This window comes from Lysobacter yananisis, assembly GCF_031199375.1.
GTDB lineage: Bacteria > Pseudomonadota > Gammaproteobacteria > Xanthomonadales > Xanthomonadaceae > Lysobacter > Lysobacter yananisis.
The window spans coordinates 5,993,749-6,019,605 of record NZ_CP133568.1 but is presented as its reverse complement, the minus strand read 5'-3'; the positions used below and the strand labels follow the sequence as shown (position 1 = coordinate 6,019,605).

Annotated in this window: 23 protein-coding genes; 14 read left to right on the top strand and 9 right to left on the bottom strand. The window is 70.3% G+C overall.

Going from position 1 to position 25,857, the window contains the following annotated elements:
* Positions 1-3: 3 nt before the first annotated feature.
* On the bottom strand, positions 4-612 hold the full coding sequence (locus RDV84_RS24945; protein ID WP_250444122.1) for a class I SAM-dependent DNA methyltransferase: 609 nt from the start codon (positions 610-612) through the stop codon (positions 4-6).
* Between the two features lie 248 nt (positions 613-860).
* Here RDV84_RS24945 and RDV84_RS24940 point away from each other — a divergent pair, with 248 nt between their 5' ends.
* Positions 861-1,313, top strand: a complete 453-nt coding sequence (locus RDV84_RS24940) for a CopD family protein (protein WP_057946773.1) — start codon at positions 861-863, stop codon at positions 1,311-1,313.
* A 1,399-nt stretch (positions 1,314-2,712) separates the two neighbouring features.
* Positions 2,713-2,970, top strand: a complete 258-nt coding sequence (locus RDV84_RS24935; RefSeq protein ID WP_057946774.1) for a hypothetical protein — start codon at positions 2,713-2,715, stop codon at positions 2,968-2,970.
* Positions 2,971-3,160: 190 nt separating this feature from the next.
* On the opposite strand, the gene RDV84_RS24930 is transcribed toward RDV84_RS24935, so the two are convergent.
* Entirely contained in the window at positions 3,161-4,867 is a 1,707-nt protein-coding gene (locus tag RDV84_RS24930; protein ID WP_078997332.1) for an alkaline phosphatase, read from the bottom strand.
* 190 nt (positions 4,868-5,057) lie between these two features.
* The gene (locus tag RDV84_RS24925) at positions 5,058-6,725 is read right to left on the bottom strand and encodes a M12 family metallo-peptidase (protein ID WP_309151984.1); all 1,668 of its coding nucleotides are present in this window, start codon (positions 6,723-6,725) and stop codon (positions 5,058-5,060) included.
* A 341-nt stretch (positions 6,726-7,066) separates the two neighbouring features.
* Between RDV84_RS24925 and RDV84_RS24920 the strand changes: the two genes are divergently transcribed.
* From RDV84_RS24920 to RDV84_RS24910, 3 genes are all read left to right on the top strand, one after another.
* The gene (locus RDV84_RS24920; protein WP_309151983.1) at positions 7,067-7,516 is read left to right on the top strand and encodes an ArsR/SmtB family transcription factor; all 450 of its coding nucleotides are present in this window, start codon (positions 7,067-7,069) and stop codon (positions 7,514-7,516) included.
* 191 nt (positions 7,517-7,707) lie between these two features.
* Positions 7,708-9,033: a dicarboxylate/amino acid:cation symporter gene (locus RDV84_RS24915; protein WP_309151982.1), complete on the top strand. Its 1,326-nt coding sequence runs from the start codon at positions 7,708-7,710 to the stop codon at positions 9,031-9,033.
* Positions 9,034-9,212: 179 nt separating this feature from the next.
* Positions 9,213-9,935 carry a hypothetical protein gene (locus tag RDV84_RS24910; RefSeq protein WP_309151981.1) on the top strand — a complete coding sequence of 241 codons (723 nt, stop codon included), beginning with the start codon at positions 9,213-9,215 and terminating at the stop codon, positions 9,933-9,935.
* A gap of 122 nt (positions 9,936-10,057) precedes the next feature.
* On the opposite strand, the gene RDV84_RS24905 is transcribed toward RDV84_RS24910, so the two are convergent.
* On the bottom strand, positions 10,058-10,546 hold the full coding sequence (locus RDV84_RS24905; RefSeq protein ID WP_309151980.1) for an NUDIX hydrolase: 489 nt from the start codon (positions 10,544-10,546) through the stop codon (positions 10,058-10,060).
* Positions 10,547-10,732: 186 nt separating this feature from the next.
* Here RDV84_RS24905 and RDV84_RS24900 point away from each other — a divergent pair, with 186 nt between their 5' ends.
* Together RDV84_RS24900 and RDV84_RS24895 are read left to right on the top strand one after the other, a co-directional pair.
* On the top strand, positions 10,733-12,139 hold the full coding sequence (locus RDV84_RS24900) for a M16 family metallopeptidase (RefSeq protein ID WP_309151979.1): 1,407 nt from the start codon (positions 10,733-10,735) through the stop codon (positions 12,137-12,139).
* 10 nt (positions 12,140-12,149) lie between these two features.
* Positions 12,150-13,574: a M16 family metallopeptidase gene (locus RDV84_RS24895; protein WP_309151978.1), complete on the top strand. Its 1,425-nt coding sequence runs from the start codon at positions 12,150-12,152 to the stop codon at positions 13,572-13,574.
* 100 nt (positions 13,575-13,674) lie between these two features.
* Here RDV84_RS24895 and RDV84_RS24890 read toward each other — a convergent pair whose 3' ends face one another.
* A complete protein-coding gene (locus tag RDV84_RS24890) occupies positions 13,675-14,088 on the bottom strand; it encodes a hypothetical protein (RefSeq protein WP_309151977.1) in 414 nt (137 codons plus the stop codon).
* 146 nt (positions 14,089-14,234) lie between these two features.
* Between RDV84_RS24890 and RDV84_RS24885 the strand changes: the two genes are divergently transcribed.
* The 3 genes from RDV84_RS24885 (at position 14,235) to RDV84_RS24875 (ending at position 16,304) form a co-directional block, all read left to right on the top strand.
* Positions 14,235-14,837 (top strand): NADPH-dependent FMN reductase, encoded by a 603-nt coding sequence (locus RDV84_RS24885; protein ID WP_123649085.1) that lies wholly within the window; start codon positions 14,235-14,237, stop codon positions 14,835-14,837.
* On the top strand, positions 14,834-15,331 hold the full coding sequence (locus tag RDV84_RS24880; protein WP_057946784.1) for an acyl-CoA thioesterase: 498 nt from the start codon (positions 14,834-14,836) through the stop codon (positions 15,329-15,331). The genes RDV84_RS24885 and RDV84_RS24880 overlap by 4 nt, the downstream gene beginning before the upstream one ends.
* Positions 15,332-15,539: 208 nt before the next feature.
* The gene (locus tag RDV84_RS24875; RefSeq protein WP_309151976.1) at positions 15,540-16,304 is read left to right on the top strand and encodes a hypothetical protein; all 765 of its coding nucleotides are present in this window, start codon (positions 15,540-15,542) and stop codon (positions 16,302-16,304) included.
* A gap of 63 nt (positions 16,305-16,367) precedes the next feature.
* Here RDV84_RS24875 and RDV84_RS24870 read toward each other — a convergent pair whose 3' ends face one another.
* Both RDV84_RS24870 and RDV84_RS24865 read right to left on the bottom strand, forming a co-directional pair.
* Positions 16,368-16,946, bottom strand: coding sequence for a C40 family peptidase (locus tag RDV84_RS24870; RefSeq protein ID WP_078997339.1), 579 nt, complete (start codon positions 16,944-16,946; stop codon positions 16,368-16,370).
* A gap of 321 nt (positions 16,947-17,267) precedes the next feature.
* The gene (locus RDV84_RS24865; RefSeq protein ID WP_078997340.1) at positions 17,268-17,888 is read right to left on the bottom strand and encodes a C40 family peptidase; all 621 of its coding nucleotides are present in this window, start codon (positions 17,886-17,888) and stop codon (positions 17,268-17,270) included.
* 88 nt (positions 17,889-17,976) lie between these two features.
* On the opposite strand from RDV84_RS24865, the gene RDV84_RS24860 reads away from it, so the two are divergent.
* Positions 17,977-18,456, top strand: a complete 480-nt coding sequence (locus RDV84_RS24860; RefSeq protein WP_057946794.1) for an FKBP-type peptidyl-prolyl cis-trans isomerase — start codon at positions 17,977-17,979, stop codon at positions 18,454-18,456.
* A 410-nt stretch (positions 18,457-18,866) separates the two neighbouring features.
* Positions 18,867-20,111, top strand: a complete 1,245-nt coding sequence (locus RDV84_RS24855; RefSeq protein ID WP_309151975.1) for a DUF418 domain-containing protein — start codon at positions 18,867-18,869, stop codon at positions 20,109-20,111.
* A gap of 86 nt (positions 20,112-20,197) precedes the next feature.
* Here the strand turns inward: RDV84_RS24855 and RDV84_RS24850 are convergent, their stop codons facing one another.
* The gene (locus RDV84_RS24850; RefSeq protein WP_309151974.1) at positions 20,198-22,000 is read right to left on the bottom strand and encodes a M4 family metallopeptidase; all 1,803 of its coding nucleotides are present in this window, start codon (positions 21,998-22,000) and stop codon (positions 20,198-20,200) included.
* A 350-nt stretch (positions 22,001-22,350) separates the two neighbouring features.
* Complete coding sequence (locus tag RDV84_RS24845; RefSeq protein WP_309151973.1) at positions 22,351-22,740, bottom strand: M4 family metallopeptidase; 390 nt, start codon at positions 22,738-22,740, stop codon at positions 22,351-22,353.
* Positions 22,741-23,153: 413 nt separating this feature from the next.
* On the opposite strand from RDV84_RS24845, the gene RDV84_RS24840 reads away from it, so the two are divergent.
* Both RDV84_RS24840 and gorA read left to right on the top strand, forming a co-directional pair.
* Entirely contained in the window at positions 23,154-24,452 is a 1,299-nt protein-coding gene (locus RDV84_RS24840) for an NAD(P)/FAD-dependent oxidoreductase (protein ID WP_250444091.1), read from the top strand.
* Positions 24,449-25,822 (top strand): glutathione-disulfide reductase, encoded by a 1,374-nt coding sequence (gorA, locus tag RDV84_RS24835; protein ID WP_309151972.1) that lies wholly within the window; start codon positions 24,449-24,451, stop codon positions 25,820-25,822. The genes RDV84_RS24840 and gorA overlap by 4 nt, the downstream gene beginning before the upstream one ends.
* Positions 25,823-25,857 lie beyond the last annotated feature (35 nt).

Below are 25,857 nucleotides of genomic sequence, written 5' to 3'. Positions count from 1 at the left end.
GTCTCAGCCCGAGGTCTCCAACGCCGCCGTCCCGCCCGCCAGCGCCGGCCCCAGCCACAGGTGCGAACCCAGCGCCTGGAACCCGTGCGCGGCGAAGCGCTCGCGGTAGAACTTCGCCGGCCGGCGCTTGAAGCCGTCGGTGTCGCCTTCGATGCCGTCCTCGCGGGTAAAGGTTTCGAGGAACGCCACCCCGCCGCACAGCTCGGCCACGCCGGCCAGGCCGCGATCGAGCTCGCGCGTGTCCAGGTAGTGCATGACGTCGCTGCAGATCAGCAGGTCGACCGGCGCGCACGGGCGCAGGAATTCGAAATCGCCGAAGCGGGCCAGGTGCAGGTTGCGGGTGCGACCGAAGCGCGCAACCGCGTACTGGCTGGAGTCGAATCCGAGATACTGCAGGCGCGGACGCAGCTTCAGCAGCGGCGCGCGCCACGGGCCTTCGCCGCAGCCGATGTCGAGCACGCTGCGGATCGGGCGTTCCAGGTGGTACTCGGCGGCGGCCACGGCCAGGGCGACCTTGCGCGCCAGCCGCGCGGCGCCGCCGATGGCCTCGTGCTTGAGCGCGGGATCGCGGTACCAGCGCTGGAAGTAGTCGCGGTCGTAGTGTTTGCTCATGCGGTGTCGGCCGTTCGGTGAGGCGTCCGCGCGCCGCCTGCGGAGACGGCGGCCGGGCGCTGGGGCTGCGTGGAACGTGGCATCCTAGCGCGCCAGGGCGCGCCCGAGGCCGCTACGCCGGTTCGCAGCGCTCGCAGCCGGCCAGCGCGGGCGCGGTGCTCGCGGTTGCCGGCCGCGCCGCCAGCGACGTCCGGAGCGATCCGCCCGCGCCCCAGCACCGCCACCTGTTTCGTATCGGGAAGCCAGCGATGAACGCCTATCTGTGGACCAAGACCTTCCATCTCGTGTTCGTGATCGCCTGGATGGCCGCGGTCTTCTACCTGCCGCGGATCCTGGTCAACATCGCCGAGAGCCAAGGCGAGCCGGCGGTGCGCGCGCGGCTGGCGCTGATGGGCCGCAAGCTCTACCGCTTCGGCCACATCATGTTCGGCCTGGCGTTCCTGTGCGGCTTGCTGATGTGGCAGGGCTACCGCGTGTTCGGCGACGGCCTGCCGCAGATGTTCGCGGTCGGCGGCTGGCTGCACGCCAAGCTGACCCTGGTCGTGGCGCTGCTGGTCTACTACAGCTTCACCGGCCGCTGGATCAAGGGCCTGGACAAAGGCCGCGCGCTGCCGTCCTCGCGCACGCTGCGGCTGTTCAACGAACTGCCGCTGCTGGCCCTGATCGCGATCGTGTGGTTGGTGCTGGCCAAGCCGTTCTGAGTCAACCGAAGCCGCGAAGCTCCGCCGTCGCCACCCCGAAACCCGGCCCTCCCAGCCGGGTTTCGCTTTTAAGCCCCAGCAAGAGCGACGGAGCCGCGACCGCGACACCGCGCTCGCGTCGTAGCCGCGGATTCGCGGTCGCGGCTCGCGCCACACCTACAGTCGCTGCGCTGCGATTTCGGCGCGGCGGGAGGGGATCGCTGTGGTTGCTGGCGATGCCGGAACCCGTTTTGCCTTTGCTGTCGCTTCGCGCGCCGCCGCGATTTCCACAGCGCCTGTGGACAAGCATGCGGACAGACGCCGTGGAATCGGGTTCCACGCCTTGCGCCGCAAGCGTTTCGCGAAATTGATCAATTTTTGTCCATGCTTGGGGCAAACGCGCCGACTTGGCTTTGCACGGCAGTTTCACGGGTTCCACGCGCAGGCCGCGTCGGGTTTCTCACTCCGCGCGACGCCGCTGCGCTATCCACACGCGCTGTGGACAACCATGCGGACAGTTGCCGTGGAATCGGGTTTCACGCCTTGTGCGACGGGGCTTTCGCGACTTTGGACAGTTTTTGTCCAGGCTCGGGAAGGCCTGCAAATCCAGGGCGAACCGCGACGCCGTCGGCCGGGCGCGCGCTGCGCAAGCGGATTTCCGGCGCGGCGCTATCCACATTGCCTGTGGACAAACTTGCGGACACTGTCCGTGGAATCGGGTTTCACGCCTTATGCGACAAGGCCTGCGCAAGTTTGGCTAAATTTTGGCCAGTCGCCGGAAACGGCGAAAATCGCGTCGGCTTGACGGATCGCCACGCATCGCCTAGCCGGCGCGTCGCGCGCGGCGCATGAGCCGCGCAGCTGTCCACACCGCCTGTGGACAAGCTTGCGGACACTCGCCGTGGAATCGGGTTCCACGCCTTATGCCGCAAGGGTTCGCAAGGATTGGTCAAATTTTCGCCATCGGTGAGAAGCGCGGCTGGGGGCGGTCGCGGGCCAAAAAAGCCGGGGCAGGGGCCGCCGAACTCGTTCGGCTGTCCACGCAGGCGGCGAACAAGGCTGCGGACACGCGCCATGAGATCGGATCCCACGCGTTGGAGATCGGAGCCGGAGCCTTCGCGAGGGAGGCGGTCGTTTGTCCGGATCATGCGCGTGGCGCCGCACCTCAGATGGGCCGCAGCGGCTCCGCACCGAACGCGGGCAAGCCGCGACCGCGGCACCGCGCCGCGCGGCCGGCGCGATCGGCTGCCGTCCGCCGTCTTCGCCCGCCGCCGGCCGCAAGCGCCGGCCGGACGACGACGCGCCCTACAATGGCCGCCTCGCCGCCCGCGCGCGGCGAACCCGGCTTCAGCGCCGGCCCCATCGCCCTGGCGGATGCGAACAAAGGATGTTGACTTTTACTCCCAAGCAAGAGCGATGGATGATGTTGATCGTCCTGGCGCTCATTGCCATCGCGATGTACGCCGCCGCCTGGCAGTCGCTGTTCGGGCCGTCGGGCCGGAAAGAGGACGTCGAGGTGTGGTGGATCGTGGCCGTGTCGATGGCGTTCACGTACCAAGCCGGTTATCGCAACGTCCTCAAGAACCTGGGGCCGCTGGTGTTCGTGCTGGCGTTGTTGCTGCCGACGACGCTGCAGTTGATCGGCGTGGCGATCAGGTTGGTCCGGATCTATTCCTGATCGGCGATGCGGCGCGCACCGGCGACGCCGATGCGCGCGGCGCCCGCGCGCTGGATCTGGGCCGCGCGGGCGGGCCGGATCGAGGCCGCGGCCGGCGCTGGCTTTCGGCGCGCAAAAAAAACGGCGGCCCGCGCACGGGCCGCCGTAGGTTCTGTCTCGGCGCCGACCGACCGGCCGGCGCCCGCGCGGCTCAGCGCGCGCTCTTGAAGTCGTCGGGCTTGGGCAGGGTCACCGGCACCTGGTGCGTGTCGCAATCGCCCTTGGCGCACAGCGAGGCGCGCAGCTTGGGCATGGACTGCAGCAGGAAGTGGTAGATCGTGTTCTGCTCGACGCTGCCGCGCACCGCCGCGCTGCCGGGGCCGCGCGCCCAGATGCCGACATCGTCGCCGCCGTGGGTCTCGCTGCTGGTCGGCACCAGCGCTTCCTGCATGTAGTCGGGCGCCTCGGTATCGACCTTGGTCAGGTCCGGGCGGCCCTTCTCGATCTCCATCGTGCCGCTGACGGTGTGCGGGAAGGTGTGCGGGCCCTCGGGCTGCTGCGCGCTGGCGCCGGTGTAGCCCGGGCCGTTGCTGTAGTTGAGCGTGGTGTAGGGCTTGCCGAGCGAGTCGCGGGCGTAGTCGTTCGGGTCGCCGTCCTCGCCGCTGGTGCCGCGCACCTTGCCGAGCATCGGGTTGCCGCGGGTCGGATAGCCGACGAAGCTCAGGGTATGCGAGTGGTCGGCGGTGACCAGGATCAGGGTGTCGTCGGCCGAGGTCGCCTGGTTGGCCGCGTCGACCGCCTCGCTCAGGGCGATGGTGTCGGTCAGCGCGCGGTAGGCGTTGCCCATGTGGTGGGCGTGATCGATGCGGCCGCCTTCGACCAGCAGCACGTAGCCGTTGGGATTGCGCTTGAGCCGCTCGATCGCCGCGAGCGTCATGTCCTTCAGCGACGGCTCGCCGGCGCCGTCCTGCGGGCGGTCGTGCTCGAACTGCATGTGGTCGGGCTCGAACAGGGCGAACAGCGGCCGGTCCTTCGGCGCCGCGGCCAGCTGCTTGGCGTTCCACACGTAGCTGCCGCCGGGGTGGCGCTGCTTCCAGGTGGCGATCAGGTCGCGGCCGTCGAGGCGCTGGCCGACCTTGTCGTCGTATTCGGGATCGCGCTGTTCGACGGTCATGAAGTTGGCGCGGCCGCCGCCCATCAGCACGTCCGGGCCGGTGCCGTACGGGCTTTCGATCATCTGCCGGGCGATGTCGACGCAGCCGTCGGCCTTGGCCTTCTCCGGCAGGTCCATGTCGTTTTCCCAGTTGCGGTCGGCCGAGTGGCTGAAGGTCGCGCCCGGGGTGGCGTGGGTGACGCGGGTGGTAGTGACCACGCCGGTGGCCAGGCCGCTGCCGGCGGCGAGTTCCCACAGGGTCAGCATCGGCGCCTTCAAGGCTTCGGCGCAGTCGCCGCGCGCGCCCTTCTGGCCGATGCTGAGCACGCCGGCGCGGGTCTTCACGCCGGTGGCCATGGCGCTCATGGTGCCGGCCGAATCGGGGGTCTGCGAGTCGGTGTTGTAGGTCTTGCTCAGCGCGGTCGCGGGGAAGCGCTCCCAGCTCAGCCGGTTCTCCTCGCCGGGCGCGCCCTTGAGCTGGCCGGCGAGGATGCGCGCGGCGGCGACCGTGGTCAGGCTCATGCCGTCGCCGACGAACAGGATCACGTTGCGGGCCTTGGCCGCCGGCGCGCCGCGCTGCGCGGCCTGGGCGGCGCCGTCGCGGTACCACCAGGCCGGGGTCTCTTCCTGCGGGTGCTTGATCGTCGGCACGTCGATGACGACGCCGGCCGAGGGCGCGTCGGCGCGGGTGGCCGGCGCGGCGGCCGCGCAGGCGGTCAGCAGCGCGGGAACGAGGAGGACGGAGGCGGAACGCAGCTTGGACATGGGCGGGCCGGGCGATGGACGGACAAGCCGGCGATTATGCCTTGGGTGCGTGACGGCGAAAGGACCGCGCCCGGCGCGGGCTTTGCGGATCGTGGCTGGCGGGGCATCGCGGGCGGCGCGACGCGCGTCGCGCGAAAAAGGAAGGCGGCCATCGGCCGCCTTCCGCGTATCGCGAACCGCTCGCGCCGCGTCAGTCGCAAGCGTTCGAAGTCGGCAGCCGGGTGACCGCCTTCACCGAACAGCCCACGCCGTTGTTGCAGGCGCGAAGGCGGGTGTAGGTCTTGATGACGGCGGGATTGGCGATGCGGGTGGCGGTGCGCGCGCCGCGATAGAGCTCGTAAACCGGCTGGCCGATCATGTGGCTGAAATTGGGATCGTCGGAGGTCTGCAACTGGTAGAACTCGTTCAAGCCCGGCGCCGGCGACCAGTTGGCATAGGTGGTGGACGTCACCACCACCTCGCCGCCGGGGCCGTGGCCGATGTTCTGGCAGGTCTGCATGGTCGCCGACTGCGCCACGCCGGGCATGGCGATGTTGCCGCGCTTGCTGTAGTACGACACCGTCGGAAGCATCCAGTGCAGCGCCTCGACCATGTCGGCGGTGGCGTTGCCCAGCGGATGGCCGTTGTAGCTCTGGTACGGCGAGGACCAGCGGTTGATGCGCGCGCAGCCGCCGGTGGTGCAGCCGCCGGGCAGGCCGGCGCCGATCGCCATGATGGTGCGGAAGCCGCCGGCGGCGCTGACGAAGCCTTGCGCGTACTTGGACGGCGGGTGCGCGCCGCCTTCGCCCTCGTGCAGGCCGCCGAGGATGTGGCCGATCTCATGGGTGAAAGTGCGATCGCCGGCGGCGCAGCCGGCGCTGACCACGGCCACCGATTCGCGCCACTGGCTGAAGGCGCTCTGGTGCGCGGGCACGCTGGCGCGGCCGCAGGTCGCGGTCATGCGGTTGCCGTCGACCAGCAGCACCACGGCGTCGGCGTTGTACTGGATGCGCAAGGCGTCGAGGTTGCTGAAGCTGGCGAGGCTGTCGCGCATCTGGTCGTGGGTGGTGTTCCAGATGTCGAAGCCGGCGTCGGCGGGTTCGTTGAAGCTCGAAGGCAGCAGCGCGACCCGCTTGAGCCAGCCCAGGTGCACGGCGCTGCTGGCGAACGACAGGTTGGCGTCGGCGAACAGGCTCTGCACGTAGGCGTCCAGTCCCGGTGCCGGCGGGCCGCCGGCGGCGCCGCCATGGAGTTGGTTGACGCGGCCGGTGTACAGCACCAGCACGTCGACCGGATAGAGCACGTCCTCGGCATCGCTCTTGGCGCCGTCGCCGCCGCGCGCCGACGCCTGCGCGGGCGCGGGCGCGGCCAGCTTCGCCGGGACCAGGCCCGGATGCGGCTGGTGGATGCCTTCGGCGAGGTTGCGCGAAGCGAACGATGCGGGATCGATCTCGCGCACCACGGCGCTGCCCGACAGCGGGCCTTCCAGCACGTACTGGGCGGTGCCGGCGTCGATGCGGCCGTAGACGCGCTCGGCGTTCATGGTCAGCAGCACCTGTCCGCCGCCTTCGCTGTCGGCGATGCGGCCGACCCAGGTCGCCGCGCCGTTGCCGTGTTCGATCCAGCGCACGAACGAGGGCGCGAACCTGGCATCGGCGAACAGCGCCAGTTCCAGCGGCTCGGCGCCGGCGCTGCGCGCGTCGAGTACGGACTTGAGCTGCACTTCGGCGCGGCCGGCGCGGCGGGTGTGTCCGCTCAGCGCGCTGGCCGGCGCGCGTTGCGCGTCGAGTTCGCTTTCGAAACTCACCGCGGCGGCGGCCGCGTTGCAGGCAGGCGCCATCGTCAGCAGGAGCAGGCCTGCGATACAGAGTGATTTCATCTTCCTTCCCTCTTGGAAAACGTCAGGAATGTCCAACGCGGGCCGGTCCGCTGGCCGCTGTGGGCGATCGGTCGTCGGCCGCGCGGGCGCGGCGGGCCCGCGCGGCCGACGACAGCAGCCAGTGTAGGAGCGCGCTTTCTCAGGCGATGAGGCCGGCGACGGAACCGCCGCCGCGGCCGCCGCGGCCGACGCGATTGCGCGAACGCGCCGCCAGACGGACAGCGCGGCGGCGCGAGGGACAGGACGGCGGCGCGGCGCCGGCCGGGTGTGCTAAGTTAGTTCCGATATTTGGAACTATCGAAGCCATGGCGAGCGCGCGCCGCCTGTAGCAAGCTGTGAGCATGAGACCCCTGCATCACCCCGCCACCGCCGACATCGAACTGACCGCCGTGCTGTACGCGCTGGCCGATCCGGTGCGGCTGACCCTGGTGCGCGGGCTCAGCCGCGACAGGCCGGTGTCGTGCATCCGGGTCAGCGAGGAAAAAGAGCTGGGTTTGCCGCGGGCGACGCTGTCGCGCCATTTCGATGTGCTGCGCTCGGCCGGGCTGGTGCATACGGTGAAATCCGGAACGCAGTATCTCAACACCTTGCGCTGCGACGATCTGGAGCAGCGTTTCCCCGGCCTGCTGCGCGCGATCCTGTTCGTCGAAACCGACCCGGCGGCTGCGGCCAAGGGCGCGTCGCGCGCGCCGGCCGGCGCTGCCCGGGCCGCTCCGCAAGGCGCGGCGAAGCCCGCCGCGGCGTCCAAGCGCGCGGCCGCCGCGCCGCGCACGGGCCGGTCGCGCCCGTGATCGCCGCGGCGCGTGCGCGGCGGCGACGGGGCCGATTTGCCGATGCGGCTCACAGTCATGACGTTTGGTTGCGCGCTTATGCACTTGGATTCGTCGGCGCGGCGGCCAAGCTGTTTATCGTGTCGTCCCCCGGGTCCGCCCGGGCGCCCGCCCTCCCGCCCTTGTCGGCCCACAGCCCCGGATAGCCCGCGATGACCGCCTTGTTCTCCGCCTGGTTCCGCATCCCGTTCTGGCAACGCGTGGTCGCCGGCTTCGCGCTCGGCGCGCTGGCCGGCTGGGCGATGGGTCCGGCGGCGGAAACCTGGTTCGGGCCGCTGGGCGATCTCTACGTCACCTTGATCAAGATGATCGCGGTGCCGCTGGTGTTCTTCGCGGTGATCAACGCGGTGGCATCGCTGCACGGGCAGAAATCCATCGCCGCGCTCGGCGGCCGCACCTTCCTGTGGTTCGCGATCACCGCGGTGCTGGCGGTGGCGGTGGGCCTGGCGGTGGGCACGATCCTGCAGCCGGGCAGCGGGGTGATCGGGCTGGCGGCCTCCTCGGACTACAAGCCGCGCGACGTGCCCAGCGTGACCAAGGTGCTGCTCGACGTGGTGCCGAGCAATCCGTTCTACGCCCTGACCGGCATCGGCGCGACCAAGAACGCTGCCGGCGAGACCGTGCTGGCCGCGGGCAAGGGCTCGATCCTGCCGGTGATCTTCTTCGCCGGCCTGCTCGGCTTCGCCATGGTCAAGCTCGGCGAGAAGGTCGCCGGCGTGCGCAAGCTGGTCGGCGAGGCCAGCGAGCTGATGATCCAGGTCACCCGCTTCGTCCTGGAAGTGACCCCGATCGGCACCTTCGGCCTCATCGCCGCGCTGGTCGGCGCCTACGGCTTCGAGAAGCTGCTGCCGCTGGGCAACTTCGTGCTGGCGCTGTACCTGGCCTGCGCGCTGCACATCGTGGTGGTCTACAGCGCGCTGCTGCTGGCGCACGGGCTCAATCCGCTGAAGTTCTTCCGCGGCGCGGCGCCGGGCATGCAGGTGGCGTTCGTGAGCTCGTCGAGCTTCGCCGCGATGCCGGTGGCGATGCGTTCGATCGTGCACAACCTCGGCGTCAACAAGGACTACGCCGCGTTCGCCTCGCCGCTGGGCGCGAGCATCAAGATGGACGGCTGCGGCGCGATTTACCCGGCGCTGTGCGCGGTGTTCATCGCCCAATACACCGGCACGCCGCTGACCGCCGACCAGTATTTCATCGTCCTGATCGCCTCGGTGCTCGGCAGCTTCGGCACCGCCGGCGTTCCCGGCACGGCGGTGATCATGGCGACCGTGGTGCTCAGCGCCGCCAACCTGCCGCTGGAGACCATCGGCTATCTGTACGCCATCGACCGCGTGCTCGACATGATGCGGACCATGACCAACGTGACCGGGCAGATGCTGGTGCCGGTGCTGGTGGCGAAGGAAACCGGCCTGCTCGACCGCGAGGTGTACGAGGCGGCGTCGAGCAACGTGGGATTGGAAGAAGAGGGCAAGGCCTAGCCTCGCGATCCCTTCGCCGGCGCGCTCCGCCGCGCCGGCGCAGATACCTGTGGCCGCTCGTACCCGCAGCGCGCGCGTCGGCATAATGCCGCGCATGGACGCAACGCAGGCACGGCGCAGGCCGAGGACGAACCCCGCGCACACGCACGGCCGGCCGCGGCCGCGCGCTGGGCGCTGACGTGCCGCTGCGGATCGAACGGGTAGCGATGCAGGCGCGCGAGCGCGAACGGCTGCATGCGGCCGGCAGCGCCGGCGCCGCGACGCCTTCGCGGCTCGCCGGCGTGCTCGATTGGCTCGGCACCGCGTCCTTGGCGAGCTTACTGTTCCTGTTCGCGCTCGCCGCCGGCGCCGCGGCGTGGCTGCATGTCGCCGGCCGCAGCGGCCAGGCCGGGCCGGAGCTGGTCTGGATCGCGGTCGCCGCGCCCTTGCTCGGCATCGCCTTGGCCAGCGCGCGGGTCGGCCACGCGGCGCGCCAGCGGCACGCGCGACGCGCGCGCGCCTTCGGGGCGAGCTGGCGCGACGCCGAGGCCGGCGTGGTCGATGAGGAACACTACGACTTCCTCGAAGCCGCCAGCGTGCGCGAAGGCGAGACCGGCGCGCTGATCCATCTGCTGCGCGTGGACGAGCGCCGTTGCCTGGTGGTGTTCGACGAAGAAAGCTTCCGCCTGGCCGAACGCGGCGCCGACCCGTTGGCGACGCGGTCGGGTCCGCGCCGGCGCGCGGTGCTGCGCCGCGCGCCGCAGTCGCGGCGGGTGTTGTCGCTGCGCTTCGAAGGCGAAGCGCTGGCGAGCGAGCCGAGCGATGCGCTCGGCTGGGCGACGCCGGGTTGGGAGTGGGACGGGAGGCTGTGGGATCTGGAGTGGCCGCAGATCGAGCAGCGGTTGGCGCGGGGCGTGGAGTGAGGGCTTGGTCGCGGCGGAGACGAAAGCGTCGGGCCTGAAGGCCCTCCCACAAGAGCGGGCCAGCGCGGCGACTCTTGTGGGAGGGCCTTCAGGCCCGATGCCTTCCGCTCAAATCGCCGCGCTCACACCCGCGAGAAATTCCACGACAACATCCGCCCCTCGCGGTACGGCATCACCCCATGGAACGGCCGCGGATCGCGGTCGAACACCAGCGGCAGGAATTCGCGGTCGCCTTCCCACATCGGCAGTTCGTGCAGGCGGTCGAGGTCGGCCCATTCCAGCGTGCCCTCGGGATTGCTCGCGTACGGCTCGCCTTCGAACGCGGTAATCACGAACACGAAGCCCAGCCAGTCCTCGCCGCGCTTGCCGAAGCCGGGCCAGCTGATGGTGCCGCGCAGTTGCAGCGCGGTGCATTCGATCCCGGCTTCCTCGCGGATCTCGCGGCGCATGCCGGCCAGCACGTCTTCGTCGGGTTCGAGCTTGCCGCCCAGGCCGTTGTACTTGCCGAGCTGGTGGTCGTCGGGGCGGGCGTTGCGGTGGACCATCAGGACCTGGCGGCCATCGGGCGAGAGCACGTAGCCCAGGGTGGCCACGATGGGGGTATACGGCATGGGCGGGGATCGGCGCGGCGAAAGTCAGGCGCACAGTGTCGGCGATCGTGGGCGCAACGGCCAGCGCGGCCGGCCACCCCATGTGACTTCCGGCCCGCACCGGCGGACGCGGCTCGGGTTAATGTGCGCGGACCTGCGTCCGGCGCCGTCCGGCGCGGTTCACCACGACAGGACAGGGAGCCCCTCATGCGCAAGCGTCACCTCTGCGTGCTGCTCGCCGGCCTGACCACGCTCGCCTCCGCTGCGTTCGCGACCGCGTCCGCCGCCGAGAGCGACCGTTGGCAGGTACCGGTGGCGGTCAAGAAACTCGACAACGGATTGACCGTGGTCGTCTCCACCGACCACAGCTCGCCGACCGTCGGCGTCAGCGTGGTCTACCACGTCGGCATGCGCCTGGAGCCGAAGAACCGCACCGGCTTCGCCCACCTGTTCGAACACCTGATGTTCCAGGGCACCCCGGCCGCGCCCAAGGGCGTGTTCGACCAGGTCATCAGCGGTGGTGGCGGCCGCAACAACGGCTCGACCCGCCCGGACTTCACCAACTACATCGAGGTCGCCCCGGTCTCCGCGCTGGAACGCATCCTGTGGCTGGAAGCCGACCGCATGAAGACCCTGGACTTCAACCCGACCACGCTGAAGAACCAGCAGGACGTGGTCAAGGAGGAGATCCGGGTCAACGTGAAGAACCAGCCTTACGGCGGCTTCATGTGGATCGACATCGGCCAGCACGCGTTCAACAAGTGGGAGAACAACCACGACGGCTACGGCAGCTTCCAGGACCTGGAGAACGCCAGCCTGGCCGATGTGCAGTCGTTCCACCGCGATTACTACGGCCCCAACAACGCCGTGCTCGGCATCGCCGGCGACATCTCGCCGGAGGAAGCGTTCAAGCTCGCCGACAAGTACTTCGGCGCGGTCGCAGGGCGGCCGACGCCGGCGGCGCCGGACTACAGCGAAGGCCTCAACACCGCCGAGAAGCGGATCAACCAGACCGACGCGCTGGCGCAGGTGCCGGCGATCGCCGCGGGCTGGAAGATGCCCGCGCGCGGCAGCCGCGACCAGGCGCCGATGGCGGTGCTGGGCAGCGTGCTGGCCGGCGACGACGCCTCGCGCCTGTACCAGTCGCTGGTCAAGCGGCGCCAGATCGCGCTCAACATCGAGCCGCTGTACGGCCTGACCGACCCGTGGAGCTACAACGGCCCCACGCTCTACACCCTGTTCGCGATGTACAAGCCCGACAGCAGCGCCGACGCGGTGCTGGCGGCGATCGACGAGGAAGTGGCGAACATCGCCAAGAACGGCGTCGACGCGGCGACCCTGAAGCGGGTCAAGACCAAGATGCTGGCCGACTGGTACAACGGCCTGGAGCCCTTCATCGACCGCGCCGACGCGCTGGCGGTGCTGCAGACGCTGTGGGGCGACGCCAACGTGGTCAACAAGATCCCGACCTTGATCGAGGGCGTGACCTCCGCCGACCTGCAACGCGTGGCCAAGACCTATCTGACCCAGGCCAACCGCACCGTCATCGACCGTCGTCCGGCCGCATCCGCCCCGGCGCCCGCCGCCGCCGCGCCCGCCGCGGCCAAGAATTGAGGAGAGCGCCATGAGTCTGCTGAAGAACCCACTCGCGCTGTCGCTCGCGCTGATCCTCGGCCTGGGCGCCGGCGCGGCCAGCGCCGGCCCCGCGGCCAAGCTGCCCGAACGCCTGCCGCCGCTGGCGCCCGACAAGGCGCTGCCGGTGCCGCAGATCGCCCGCAAGACCCTGGCCAACGGCCTGGAAGTGTGGGTGGTGCCGCGCCAGGGCCTGCCGCGCGTGGACTACGTGCTGGCGGTGCGCAACGCCGGCTACGCCGCCGACGCGGCCGACGCCTCGGGCTTCGCCTCGCTGTATGCGGGCCTGCTGGTGGAAGGCACCGCCAAGCTCGACGCCAAGGCCATCGCCGAGACCGCGCAGGGCTACGGCGGCGCGATCGGCGCCAACGCGACCAACGACGGCGTGGTCCTCAGCGGCTACGCGCTGCCGTCGCAGGCCGCGCCGATGCTGCAACTGCTGTCGGACGTGGCCGAAGGCGCCAGCTTCCCCGACGACGAGGTCAAGCTGGCCCAGGCCAACGCGCTGCAGGGCCTCAAGGCCGCGCAGGCGCAGCCCGGGTTCAAGGCCACGCGCGCGTTGCTGGCGGCGGTGTACGGCGAGCATCCCTATGCGCGCAGCCAGCCGACCGAGGCGTCGATCAACGCGATCACCGCCGACAAGGTCCGCGCCGAACACGCGCGCCGCTTCCGTCCCGACCGCGCCTTGCTGGTGATCACCGGTCGGGTCGGCGCCGAACAGGCGTTCAAGCTCGCCGAAGCCTCCTTCGGCGACTGGAAGGCCAGCGGCGAACCGGTCGCCGACGTCGCCCCCGCGCCGCGCGCCGCGCCGGCGCAGCGGGTGTTCGTGCAGCGCGACGGCAGTGTGCAGTCGGCGCTGCGCCTGGGCCGCCCGGCCATCGCCGCGACCGATGCGGACTACGTGCCCGCGCAGTTGGCCGGCATCGTCCTGGGCGGCGGTTTCAGCAGCCGCCTGATGCAGAACCTGCGCGAGGACAAGGGCTACACCTACGGCGCCCGCGGCGGCCTCACCGCGCTGCGCGGCGGCGGCATGGTCCAGGTCTCGGCCGACGTGCGCAACGAAGTCACCGGCGCCTCGCTGGGCGAGTTCGTCTACGAGTTCGGCCGCCTCAACGACTACCCGGTGCCGGCGCAGGAGCTCGAAGACACCAAGCGCTACGTCGCCGGCGGTTATCTCATCGGCAACCAGCAGCAGCGCTCGGTCGCCTCCAGCCTGGCCGGCAACTGGCTGATCGGCCTGCCGCCGGAGTTCCTCGGCGAATACGTGCCGAAGATCCGCGCGATCGGCGCCGACCAGGTGCAGGCGATGGCCAAGAAGTACTACGCCGTCAAGGACCAGTCGATCGTGGTGGTCGGCGACTACAAGGCGGTGCAGGCGCAGCTCAAGGAGTACGGCGAGTTCAAGCAGGAGAAGTGAGGCCTGGCGTTGGACCTTCGCGATAAACCCCGGCCAAGGCCGGGGTTTATCGTTGCGCGAGGCGTTGCGCGAGGCGTTGCGCGAGGCGTTGCGCGAGGCGTTATGGCGTGGGCGCGGCGCGCCGTTGCGCGATCCGCGCGCCGAGCCAGCTGGCCAGCAGCGGCAGCAGTATGCCGGCGATCTGCATCCAGCGCGGATGGGTATAGATCGAGGTCACCGCGACCACGCCCAGCGCCACCACCACGCCGACCGTCAGCGCCGCGATGCGCTTGTGCCGGCGCGAGATCAGCGCCGCGACCAGGCCGCCGTCGAGCGCGCCGACCACCCAGCCGCCGAGCACCAGCAACAGCGCCGGCAGCGGCGCGTGGGCGATGTGGGCGTTCATCGTCGCCGGGTCCTGGGCGTTGGCGCCGGCCGGCAGCGGGTGCAGCAGGCCGTAGCCGGCCTCGAACAACAGCATGGTCGCCATGGCCAGCGCCACGCCGACCATCATCGCCAGAATCGTGCGTCCCATCGCCCATCCCCGAGCCGAGCCGGCGGCGCGCCGGCGACGCGGCGAGCATCGCGCCGCCGGCGCCGGCTTGCAAGCGCCGAGCCGCGCGCGCACGGCCCACGCATCGCTCGCGCATAATTGGCCGGCGCCAGCCCAGGAGTCCGTCGATGTCCGCCAGCCCCACCGTTTCGCCCCCGCGCCTGCTCGCCTTCGCCGGCAGCCTGCGTTCGGGTTCCTACAACCGCCGCCTGATCCCGGTGCTCGCCGAAGGCGCGCGCGCCGCCGGCGCCGAGGTCGAGCTGATCGAACTGCGCGACTACGCGCTGCCGGTCTACGACGGCGACATCGAGGCCGAGGCGATGCCGCAGAACGCGCGCCGCCTGCAGGAACTGATGGCGCGGCACGACGGCCTGCTGATCTCCACGCCCGAGTACAACGGCTCGATGCCGGCGCTGGTCAAGAACACGCTGGACTGGATCTCGCGTCCGCTGCCCGACGGCCGCTCGGGCACCACGCTGTTCGCCGACAAGGTCGCCGGCATCGTTTCCGCCTCGCCGGGGCCGCTGGGCGGGCTGCGCTCGCTGCTGGTGCTGCGCGACGCGCTGGCCAAGCTCGGCCTGATCGTGGTGCCGCAGCAGGTCGCGGTCGGCCAGGCCGGCGACAAGCTGCACGATTACGGCGAGCTCTCCGACGAACGCCAGCGCGAGGCCGTGCACCGCGTCGGCGCCGCCGTCGTGCGCCACCTGCGCGTGCAGGGAGCCGCAGCATGAAGGGCCAGCAACGCGAATTGAACCTGCGCTTCCTGGCCCAGCCGACCGACGTCAACTACGGCGGCAAGGTCCACGGCGGCATGGTGATGAAGTGGATCGACCAGGCCGGCTACGCCGCGGCGGTCGGCTGGAGCGGCAAGTACAGCGTCACCGTCGCGGTCGGCGGCATCCGCTTCGTCGCCCCGATCCGGATCAGCGACCTGGTCACCGTCCACACCAAGCTGATCCACACCGGCACCAGCAGCATGCACTTCGCCGTCGACGTCAAGGCGCGCGACCCGGGCCTGGACGACGGCGAACCCGAAGAGCGCCTGTGCACCCACTGCGTGATCGTGTTCGTGGCGATGGACACGGTCGAAGGCAAGCCGACCCCGGTGCCGCCGTGGACCCCGGTCACCGACGACGACAAGCGCCTGGCCGAGTACGCGCTCAAGGTGATGGAGCTGAGCAAGGGCATCGAGGCGACGGTGGAGCGGTACGTGCACGAAGGGTGAGGCCGGCGGGGCGCGCGCTTGGCGAGGCGCAATCCGCCGTTTTGCGAGCGCGCCACTACGCACGAATCGCATCAATCGTGCGCGTAACCTGCTTTCATCGCCGCGCAACGCGCGGCCTGTGTCACATCTTGGCTTTTCCGTGCTGGCCTGCCTCGTAGGTGCTCCATAGGATGGCCACGACTCTCCCTCACGGATGACGGATGTGGACGTGGCGTTTTTCGATCGTTTGTATCGCGGTTATTCGGCCGAACATTGGATCTCCGGCGAACTGTTTGCGCGTTCGTTCGAGGCCTTCAGGCTGCCGGCCGATTTCGGGTTCGATTTGGTGGTCACCAATCAGCTCAAGGCCAGCAAGGGCGAAGTCGAGCATGCGGACGTGTTTCCGTTCGCGTTCCAAGTCAAATCGCGATGGGTGACGGCCGAACAGATCAACACCGGGGCCAACAATCGACCGCAGGCGGAATTCGCCTACCGGCTCAAGCAGTCCGAGCTTGAGTTGCTGGAAGGACATCGCAACTCGGCCATCGCCTTCGTGTTCTATCTGACGCCCCAAATGCAGGCGCCGAGGATGTTCGTCGTGCATTCGCGCGACCTTGGGACGCTCAAGAGCGACGGCTTCCTGCGTGAGGTCAAGGACGGTTTCGAACTGCTGGTGCGCTTTCACGACCTGCCTCTGATCGGCCGGGACGAATTGATCGAAGAACTAGCGAAAGCCGATCACCTAAGCCCCGAGGGCATGAACAAGCTCAGGGCGAAACTACCGGAATGGTTGCCCAGCACCTGGAACGCCCATCCATATTTTTGTCTGGCTAAAGACGCAGAGGATGGCGGCAAACGAGAATGGGAATTCGCCATGTTCTGCACCGATCTGTCGGACTTTCCGAACATTCCCGATGCGCTCACCGGACAGCGCGCCGCAGCCCGGCACAAGGAACTCATCGCTGCAGCTGCCGCCGCAGGGCGTAACCCATAACGCGACAGGCCGCCCGGAGGCGGCCTGTCGGATGCGCGAAGCGGCGGGCGCCGCGGCGCGGAATCAGATCCCGTCGACCCGGCGCGCTTCCATGAACTTGCCGCTCCAGTAGCCGCTGTCCAGGCTCGAGACGGTCACGTCCTTGCCGGTGCGCGGGGCATGCACGAAGCGGCCTTCGCCGAGGTAGATGCCGACGTGGTCGACGCGGCCGCGGCGGCCGAAGAACACCAGGTCGCCTTCGGTCATGGCGTCGCGGTCGATCACTTCGCCGGTCTTGGCCATCTCGCGCGAGACGCGCGGCAGTTCGATGCCCAGGGCGTTGCGGAACACGTAGCCGACCAGGCCCGAGCAATCGAACCCCTGGTCCGGCGAGGTGCCGCCCCAGCGGTAGGGCGTGCCCAGCAGGGCCAGCGCCTTCTGCAGCATGCCCTTGATCCGGCCCTGTTCGGCGACCGGCAGGTCGGTCTTGCTCAGCGGGATGTCCTGGCCCTGGCCGAGCATGCGGTTCAGGTCGGTCGCCAGCATCAGGGCGCGGTCGGAGAGGGTCATCGCCTCCGGCAGCATGTGGCCGCCGCTGGCTTGCGGCGCGTCGGCCGAGTCGTTGCGCAGCGACGGGCCGCCCGGCAGCAGGGACGAGGCCATGCCGGCGGAGGCGGACTGGGCGAAGGCGGGAACGGCGCAGACCGCCAGGGCGGCGGTCAGCAGGAGGCGTTGGCTGGCCCGGCGGCCGGGGCGTCGGCCTTGGGCGGTGTCGCAAGATGCTTGGGGGGTGGCAGTCTGGCGGTTGTGGCGATGGGTCGAAGTCGTCACTTAGTAATCACAGAGTCGTCACCGGACAAGGACAATACCCGCCAGACGAGACAGTGTGGTTCAAATTTCGTTAGAGGATCGTAAACAGGTATGTGATTTTCCTCACATTTCTTGCGTGTACGCGACCGCAATCCTGTTCAGGTTGTCTCAGTACTACCGGAGAATCCGCTTGGCACCGCTGTAGTGATCGCGCCAGTACGGCCCGTCCAGCCGGTCCAGGCGGACGGTGCCGCCGCTGCTGGGGGCGTGCACGAAGCGGCCCTCGCCGACGTAGATGCCGACGTGGCTGACGCTGCCGGAGCTGCCGAAGAACACCAGGTCGCCGGCGGCCAGGCGCAGCGGGTCGATGCGCGGACCCTGGTAGCCGGCCAGGTCGCGCGAGGTGCGCGGCAGGTTCAGCGCCAGCATGTCGCGGTAGACGTAGTTGACCAGGCCGCTGCAGTCGAAGCCGCCTTCCGGGGTGTTGCCGCCGTAGCGGTACGGCGTGCCGACCAGGCTGAAGGCGCGCATCAGCACGGCGTTGGCGGCCTCGGGGTTGTCCGGGTCCACGTGCGGCCAGACCCGGGTCGGCTGGGCCGGCGGCGGGGTGCGGCGCACGGTTTGCTTGCCGCCGCCGCAGGCGGCGAGCAGGCCGCACAGGGCCAGGGCGAGCGCGGCGGCCAACAACGGCCCGCGGCCGCGAACTGGCGCGGGAGCGGTGTTGCCGGGATAATGCGCGGCCTTCGTCACGCCGATAGCTTGGCGGCTCGCGGCGGCGGCGACAAGACAATCCATGTGTCGTTTTGTGGCGGCCGGCGCAGCCCGGCTGTCGATTCCTCTACTTTCCCGGGCGCGCATTGCGCGTCCACCAGCCGGACTAGCCATGAAAATCGAAAAAGATCGCGTCGTGCGTTTCCACTACACCGTAGCCGAGCAGGGCGGCGAGCCCGTGGAGAGCTCGGAAGGCCGCGAACCGCTGGCGATCCTGATCGGCCACAACAACATCATCCCGGGCCTGGAAAAGGCGATGGACGGCCGCGAGGCCGGCGACAAGTTCGAAGCCGACGTGCCGGCGGCCGAGGCCTACGGCGAGCGCCAGGAAGGCCTGACCCAGCGCGTGCCGAAGAAGTACTTCAAGGACGCCAAGCTGGTCCCGGGCATGCAGGCGGTGCTGCCGACCAACTTCGGCCCGCGCGCGGTGACGATCCAGAAGGTCGGCATGAGCGTGGTCGACGTCGACCTGAACCACCCGATGGCGGGCAAGGACCTGCACTTCGCGATCGAGATCGTGGAAGTGCGCGAAGCCGCGGCCGAAGAGATCGAGCACGGCCACGTCCACGGCGACGGCGGCCACGCCCACTGAGCCGCGCGGCCCGTTCGGGCCGCTGGGGCGATACCGGACGGCCCGCGCTTGCGGGCCGTTCGTTTTGTGGGGCGGGTCGATCCGGTGCCGCATCGAGACCTGAGCGAAAGGCGTCGGGGCTGAAGCCCCTCCCACGAGCATGGGTTGAAGCGGCCGGGGCTTTGGTGGGAGGGCCTTCAGGCCCGATGCTTTCCGATCCGATCTGATCCGGCGACCTGAGCGAAAGGCGTCGGGGCTGAAGCCCCTCCCACGAGCATAGGCTGCAGCGGTCGGGGCTTTTGCGAGATGACCTTCGGGGCTGTTGTGGGAGGGCCTTCAGGCCCGACGCTCTCGCAGCCGACCGCCGTATCCATTCCCCTCCCACGCATACTCGCGGCGATTTTCCGCTGCCCGCTCCAGGCCTCTTGCCGATGACCGCATCCGTTCCCGAACTCGCGCCCGTGTCCGTCCCCGAGCGGGTGACCGCGCTCGATGCGCTGCGCGGGCTGGCCTTGCTGGGAATCCTGCTGAGCAACGTCGCCGCGTTCGCCGGGCCGTTGAACGAGTTGCACGACGGCATCGATCCGGCGCTGCGCGGCAGCGACCGGGCGCTGGCGACGTTCGTCTACGTGGCGATCCGCGACAAGGCCTGGACCCTGTTCGCGCTGCTGTTCGGCATGGGCTTCGCCGCCATGCTCGGGCGCGCGCAGGCGGGCGGGCGCGGGTTCGGCGCGGTGTACCTGCGCCGCAGCGCCGGTCTGGCGGCGATCGGCCTGATCCATGCCTGGGCGATCTGGGCCGGCGACATTTTGGTGACCTATGCGTTGTGCGCGTTCGCGTTGCTGGCGCTGCGCCGGCTCTCCGACGAGGCCTGGCTGGCGCTGGGCTGCGCGCTGTACCTGGCGGGCACCGGCTTCATGCTGCTGGTGGCCGCATCGCTGACCTTGCCCGGCGTGCCCCAGGGCGGCGCCAGGGAACTGGCGCGCGCGCAGGCCGAGCGCGCGGCCGAGGTCGCCGCTTATGCCCACGGCGATTACGCCGCCGCCGCCGCGCAGCGCGTGCATTTCTTCTTCGACACCACGATCGCGGGCTGGGCGGTGATGTTGCCGCTGGCGCTGGGCCTGTTCCTGATCGGCGCGGCGCTGATGCGCAGCGGCACGCTCGCCGATCCGGCGCGCCATCGCGCGCGCCTGCAGGCGATGCTGCGCTACGGCGGCGCGCTCGGCGTCGGCCTGACCGCGGCCAGCGTGGCGCTGGAGCCGGCGCCGACGGTGGCGGTGTACACCGCGTCCTCGGTGCTGGCGCAGACCCTGCACATCGCCGGCGGCCTGCCGTTGGCGTTGGCCGCGATCGCCGCGGTGGCGCTGCTGCTCGACGCCGGCGCGCGCTGGCCGTTGCGCTTCGCCGCGGCCGGGCGCATGGCGCTGACCCATTACCTGACCCAGTCGCTGGTCGCGACCTGGCTGTTGTACGGCCACGGCCTGGGCCAATGGGGCCGCTGGTCGTACAGCGCATTGATCCTGGCCGCGCTGCTGTTGTTCGCCGCGCAGATGGCGTTCAGCGCGTGGTGGTTGCGCCGGTTCCGGTTCGGACCGGTGGAATGGCTGTGGCGCGCCTACACCTACCGGCGTTGGCCGCCGCTGCGGGTCGAGCGCGGCCACGCACAACGGGTCTGAGCCGATCCGCGCGCAATACGACGGCCCGCCGAAGCGGGCCGTCGTCGCGCCGCCCCGCGGCGGCGCATGCCACTGCTACGCCGCGGTCAGTTGACGTTGACCGCGCTCCACACCCGCGCCAGCGCGGCGTACTCGGCCGAGTTGGCGCCGTACAGATCGGTCGCCGCCTGCAGGGTCCAGGTGCGCGCCTGCGGATAGGTGGTGCTGGAGACGAAGTAGCGGGTCAGCGCGCGGTACATGATCGCGCCCATCTTGTTGCGGCCGATGCCGGCGATCGCGGTGTCGCCGTTGCAGACCATCTGCGCCTTGGTGTAGTTGAAGCCGGCCGGCACGTTGGCGCCTTCCGAGCCCAGGTAGAACACGCGGTTGAGCACGCCGGAGGTGTAGTGCGGATCGAACGGGCCGCGCGCGTAGGTCTGCGAGGCGGTGAAGCCGCCGCTGGGGTAGCAGACCTTCGACGCGCCGTCGGCGTCCTGCTTGAACATCAGGCGCAGCGCCTTCTTGTCGCCGGGATTGCTGATGTAGACCTCTTCGCCGATCAGGTAGTCGCCCGGATCGTTGGCGTTGGCGACGCTGAACTCGACCAGGGTGCCGAAGATGTCGGAGATGCCCTCGTTGATGCCGCCGCTGTCCTTGATGTTGTAGTAGCCCAGCCGCGCGGTCGCGCCGGTGACGCCGTGGGTCATTTCGTGGCCGGCCACGTCGAGCGCGACCAGCGGACGGTAGGTGGTGCCGTCGCCATCGCCGTACAGCATCGACGAGCCGTCCCAGTAGGCGTTGACCAGGTTGGTCTTGTAGTGGATGTAGCTCTTGACCCCGCGGCCGTCGTTCTTGATGCCGTTGCGGCCGTGCACGTTCTTGTAATAGTCCCAGGTCGCGGCGACGCCGTAGTGGGCGTCGGCGGCGGCCGTGGCGCGGTCGGAGGTGGCGTTGTTGCCCCACACGTTGTCGGCGTCCTTGAACAGCGTGCCGCTGGCGCTGTTGCCGTTGCCGGCGTCGAGGGTCTGGCCGTTGCCGCGGCTGGGGTCGGTCATCTCGAACCCGCCGCTGACCGAGTTGGTGACGATGCCGACGTTGCCCAGGGTCAGGGTCTTGCCGGTGCCGTTGGCGGCCGCGGCGTGGACGTGGTCCTCTTCGTGCAGCAGCGTGCCGTTGCCCGCATCGATGAAGTAGCTGAGGTTGCCCGGCGCCGGGTCGTTGTTGCGCTCGCCGCGCACGTCGACCCGATAGGCCAGGGTCGGCGCGACGCCGCGCGCGAACACCACCAGTTGCGGCTGCGACACCGACGAAGCGGTGCCGTCGAACGCCGCGCCGGCCTCGACGCGGGCGCGGTCGGCGCCGATCGCAGGCTTCAGCGCGGGGCGGGCGAGAGTGCGCATGTCGTCGCCCTGGCTGATCGACAGCAGCTGGCCGTCGCGGCTGTGCACGACGAAGTCGCCGCCGACCACCGGCAGGCCCTGGTAGCTGCGCTCCATGCGCACATGCTCGGTGCCGTCGCGGTCGATCATGACGTCGCGGGCGCGGAAGCCGTCGGCGGCGACGCGATGCAGCTGATCGCCGGCGGCGCCTTCGAGCAAGCCGCGCGCGCGCGCCGCGGCGGGCGAGGCGTCGGCCTGCGCTTCGGAGCTGGACGCGGAGGCCAGTTCGCTGCCCGCGCGCGCGCCGGTGGCGGCGGCGAGCTGGGCGAACGGCGAGGAATGGCGCGCATTCGCCGCGTGCGCGTCGGCGACGGCGGCCTGCGCGCCGGCATTAGGCCGGGCGGCGTCGCGCGCGTCGGCGGTCGCGCCGGCGGTCGCGGCGGCGGTGGCGCCGATGCTGGAGGATTGGCTGGCGAGAACGGCGATGGCGGCCAGGATGGCGCCGCCGAGCAGGGCGATCTTCGGTTGCATATGCGTTTCCCCTTCGATACCAAGATGGAAGTGAGTTGGCCGCGCGCCGTTGCGCCGCGGTGCGCGCGGACGACGGCGGACTGCGCCGGCGCGGCGGATTGGAATAAGGAGCCGTCGCCGGAGCAGCCAGGGCACGTTAGGCCGCTGCGCGAGCTTGTTCGATGCTGAATCCAGTCGTGCGCGTCACACAATCGCGCAGGCCGATTCGCTGCGCGTCACATATCGCGGTTTGGTAATGATGCGAACGCGCCGGCGCGGCAAGGTCGCGCGCGAAGCGCGCGCGAACGCGAACGGCCCGCTTGCGCGGGCCGTTCGTGAGCGTCGCGGCAGCGGCGCGATGCGGCGATGGATCAGTTGACCTTGACCGCCGACCAGGCCCGGGCCACGGTCTGGTGTTCGGCCGAGCCGCTGTCGTACAGGTCGGCCGCCGCCTGCGACGTGACGGCGCTCGAGACGAAGTACTGAGTCAGCGCGCGGTACCGGATCGCGCCGAGCTTGGCCTTGCCGATGCCGATGCCGACGATGGCGGTGTCGCCGTTGCGGGCCAACGGGTTCTTGCGACCGCTGCCGTCGCCGGAGGGGGCGCCGGCCGGAGTCGCTGCGCGTCCGGACAAGCGGCGGGCGAAACGGTTGGCCGCGCCTGAGGCCAAGTGTGGATCGTACTTCGGCGTAGCCGCTGCCGAAGTACACCAGCGCGTCGATGCCCATGCCGTCGTAGCAAGCCGTTGCGGCGTTGCCACGAGTTGGAATCCGCGTCGACCGTGGCGGATCCTGGCGATGCAGGCCTTGGTCGAGGCTTAGAGCGGAAAAGCATGATCTAGATAACAAAAAATTAACGACAGCTCCTGAGCCCGCGTTGGCCTTGGGGGCAAGCAAGCGCGCGAGACAACAGCGGCTGCGGGCCTACCGTCGCCAGCGTCCAGGGCGCGCCGACGGCAGCGGCGGGTACGGACAGGCGCGTCCGTTGCGGCGCCGGATTCGCCATGGCCGACCGCCAACCGGCGCAAAGCCGGGGCCCCGCCGCACGCGGCGAAACGCATCACCGAAACCCTGTATCCGATCCGCATCGCATCTGCATCGCCACGCGCTCGTTACTATGTCGGCGGCGCCGCGCTGAACGCGCGGAGCGGTTCGAACCAAGCGACGGAGCACCATGGGCGCAGCGCAGGTGGATGTGGAATCGGCCGACCCCGTCGGGGCGCGGCGCGAGGACGTGGTGATCGTCGGCGCCGGCGTGATCGGCCTGGCCTGCGCGTTGATCCTGCTCGAGGACGGGCGGCGGGTGCGGGTGATCGACGCCGGCCGCATCGGCGGCGGCAGCTCGCACGGCAACTGCGGCACCATCACCCCGAGCCACGCCACCCCGCTGGCCGCGCCCGGCGTGATCGCGCAGGCGATCAAATGGGTGCTGACTCCGGACGCGCCGCTGTACCTGCATCCGAAGCTCGACCCGCAGCTGTGGGGCTGGCTGCTGCGTTTCGCCGCGCGCTGCAACGCGCGCGACTGGCGCGCCAGCGCCGAAGCGAAGGCGGCGCTGCTCAACGATTCGCGCGAGCGCCTGCAGGAATGGGTGGCGCGGTATGGGTTGGTGTGCGAATTCGACGGCTCCGGCGTCGATTACGTATTCCGTTCCGAGGCCGGCTACGCCCACGGCCAGCACGAACTCGATCTGCTGCGCGAATTCGGCGTCGGCGTGGAACTGATCGACGGCGGCGCCTACGAGGCCCAGGACCCGGCGTTCAAGCCCGGCGTGGTCGGCGCGATCCGCTTCGCCCACGACGCGGTGCTGCGTCCGGACAGCTACGTCGCCGAGCTGGCGCGCGCGGTGCGCGAGCGCGGCGGCGAGCTGCAGGAGTACTGCGCGCTGAAAGACCTGCGCGAAGACGCCGACGGCGTCGCGCTCGACACCAGCCACGGCGTGCTGCTGGCGCGCGAAGCGGTGGTGGCGCTGGGCGCGTGGTCGCCCAAGCTGGCCGAGGCGATCGGCCTGCCGGCGCTGAAGGCCGCGATCCAGCCCGGCAAGGGCTATTCGATCACCTACGACCGGCCCGAACTGCTGCCGCGGCGGCCGGTGGTGCTGAAGGAACCCAAGGTCTGCGTGACCATGTGGGACAGCGGCTACCGGCTCGGCAGCACCATGGAATTCTCGGGTTACGACGAAAGCCTCAACCCGCGCCGGCTGGCGGCGCTGGAGCGCGGCGCGGCGCAGTTCCTGCACCAGCCGCTGGGCCCGGTCGAGCGCGAGCGCTGGTACGGCTGGCGGCCGATGAGCATCGACGACGTGCCGCTGATCGGCCGCGTGCCGGGCCGCCAGCGCCTGTGGATCGCCAACGGCCACGGCATGATGGGCGTGAGCATGAGCGCCGGCACCGGCCAACTGCTGGCCGACCTGATCGGCGGGCGCGCGCCCGCGATCGACCCGCATCCTTACCGACCGGAGCGTTTTGCGTGAGCGAATCCGAGCAAGCACAGTTCGATCTGATCGTCGTCGGCGGCGGCTCCGGCGGCCTGGCCGGCGCGTTCCGCGCGGCCGAGCACGGCGCGCGGGTGGCGCTGCTGGAGCCGAGCCTGCTCGGCGGCACCTGCGTCAACGTCGGCTGCGTGCCGAAGAAGGCGATGTGGCTGGCGGCCGACATCGGCGCCAAGCTGCGCATGGCCCAGTCGCTGGGCTTCGCCGTCGACGCGCCGCCGCAGCAGCCGTGCGAGCTGGACTGGCCGACCTTCATCGTCCACCGCCAGCGCTACATCGCCGGCATCCACGACAGCTACCGCAAGCGCCTGGACAAGGCCGGCATCGTGGTCGCGCCGATGCGCGCGCGCCTGCTCGATGCGCGCACGGTCGAATGCGAGAACGGCGCGCGCATGGGCGCCGCGCGCATCCTCATCGCCACCGGCGGGCACGCGGTCAAGCCGGCGATCCCCGGCGCGGAACTGGGCGGCACCTCCGACGACTTCTTCCAGTGGACCGCCGCGCCCAAGCGCGTGGCCATCGTCGGCGCCGGCTACATCGCGGTCGAACTGGCCGGCGTGCTGCAGGCGCTCGGCAGCCAGGTCGAGCTGTTCGCGCGCGGCCAGCGCTTGCTGGAAGGCTTCGACCACGAGCTCACCGCGCAGCTGGCCGACGACTATTGCCAGAGCGGCGTGCGCCTGCATTTCGGCCACGCCGTGGCCGCGCTGGAAGCCGACGGCGCGCGGGTGCGGGTGCGCGGCGTCGACGGCGCGCTGAGCGAGGCGTTCGACAAGGTGCTGTTCGCGACCGGGCGCAAGCCCAACACCGCCGGCCTGGGCCTGGAAAACGCCGGCGTGGAGCTGGACGCGAACGGCTTCGTCCGCATCGACGAACTCAACGCCACCAGTGTCGCCGGCATCGACGCGGTCGGCGACGTCACCCCCGATCCGCCGCTGACCCCGGTCGCGATCGCCGCCGCGCGCCGGCTGATGGACCGGCTCTACGGCGGCGGCAGCGCCAAGCTGGACCGCAACGACATCCCCACCGTGGTGTTCGCCCATCCGCCGATCGGCAAGGTCGGGCTGACCGAGGACGAGGCGCGGGCGCGATGGGGTGACAATCTGCACATCTATCGCGCCGGCTTTCGGCCGATGCTGTACGCCCTGGCCGAGTCGCCGCAGCGCAGCCTGTTCAAGCTGGTCTGCGTCGGCCAGGAGCGCCGCGTGGTCGGCATCCACCTGCTCGGCGAAGCCGCCGACGAGATGCTGCAGGGCTTCGCGGTGGCGCTCAAGCGCGGCATCACCCTGGACGACCTGCGCGACACGGTCGCCCTGCATCCGACCAGCGCCGAGGAAGTGGTGCTGATGCGCTGAAGTCCGCGCGCCTCGTGCCCGGTCGGCCGACAACC

Coding starts and splice junctions, on each gene's coding strand:
- RDV84_RS24945 (WP_250444122.1), bottom strand. CDS start 612: ATGAGCAAACACTACGACCGCGACTACTTCCAGCGCTGGTACCGCGAT.
- RDV84_RS24940 (WP_057946773.1), top strand. CDS start 861: ATGAACGCCTATCTGTGGACCAAGACCTTCCATCTCGTGTTCGTGATC.
- RDV84_RS24935 (WP_057946774.1), top strand. CDS start 2,713: ATGATGTTGATCGTCCTGGCGCTCATTGCCATCGCGATGTACGCCGCC.
- RDV84_RS24930 (WP_078997332.1), bottom strand. CDS start 4,867: ATGTCCAAGCTGCGTTCCGCCTCCGTCCTCCTCGTTCCCGCGCTGCTG.
- RDV84_RS24925 (WP_309151984.1), bottom strand. CDS start 6,725: ATGAAATCACTCTGTATCGCAGGCCTGCTCCTGCTGACGATGGCGCCT.
- RDV84_RS24920 (WP_309151983.1), top strand. CDS start 7,067: ATGAGACCCCTGCATCACCCCGCCACCGCCGACATCGAACTGACCGCC.
- RDV84_RS24915 (WP_309151982.1), top strand. CDS start 7,708: ATGACCGCCTTGTTCTCCGCCTGGTTCCGCATCCCGTTCTGGCAACGC.
- RDV84_RS24905 (WP_309151980.1), bottom strand. CDS start 10,546: ATGCCGTATACCCCCATCGTGGCCACCCTGGGCTACGTGCTCTCGCCC.
- RDV84_RS24900 (WP_309151979.1), top strand. CDS start 10,733: ATGCGCAAGCGTCACCTCTGCGTGCTGCTCGCCGGCCTGACCACGCTC.
- RDV84_RS24895 (WP_309151978.1), top strand. CDS start 12,150: ATGAGTCTGCTGAAGAACCCACTCGCGCTGTCGCTCGCGCTGATCCTC.
- RDV84_RS24890 (WP_309151977.1), bottom strand. CDS start 14,088: ATGGGACGCACGATTCTGGCGATGATGGTCGGCGTGGCGCTGGCCATG.
- RDV84_RS24885 (WP_123649085.1), top strand. CDS start 14,235: ATGTCCGCCAGCCCCACCGTTTCGCCCCCGCGCCTGCTCGCCTTCGCC.
- RDV84_RS24880 (WP_057946784.1), top strand. CDS start 14,834: ATGAAGGGCCAGCAACGCGAATTGAACCTGCGCTTCCTGGCCCAGCCG.
- RDV84_RS24870 (WP_078997339.1), bottom strand. CDS start 16,946: ATGGCCTCGTCCCTGCTGCCGGGCGGCCCGTCGCTGCGCAACGACTCG.
- RDV84_RS24865 (WP_078997340.1), bottom strand. CDS start 17,888: ATGGATTGTCTTGTCGCCGCCGCCGCGAGCCGCCAAGCTATCGGCGTG.
- RDV84_RS24860 (WP_057946794.1), top strand. CDS start 17,977: ATGAAAATCGAAAAAGATCGCGTCGTGCGTTTCCACTACACCGTAGCC.
- RDV84_RS24855 (WP_309151975.1), top strand. CDS start 18,867: ATGACCGCATCCGTTCCCGAACTCGCGCCCGTGTCCGTCCCCGAGCGG.
- RDV84_RS24850 (WP_309151974.1), bottom strand. CDS start 22,000: ATGCAACCGAAGATCGCCCTGCTCGGCGGCGCCATCCTGGCCGCCATC.
- RDV84_RS24840 (WP_250444091.1), top strand. CDS start 23,154: ATGGGCGCAGCGCAGGTGGATGTGGAATCGGCCGACCCCGTCGGGGCG.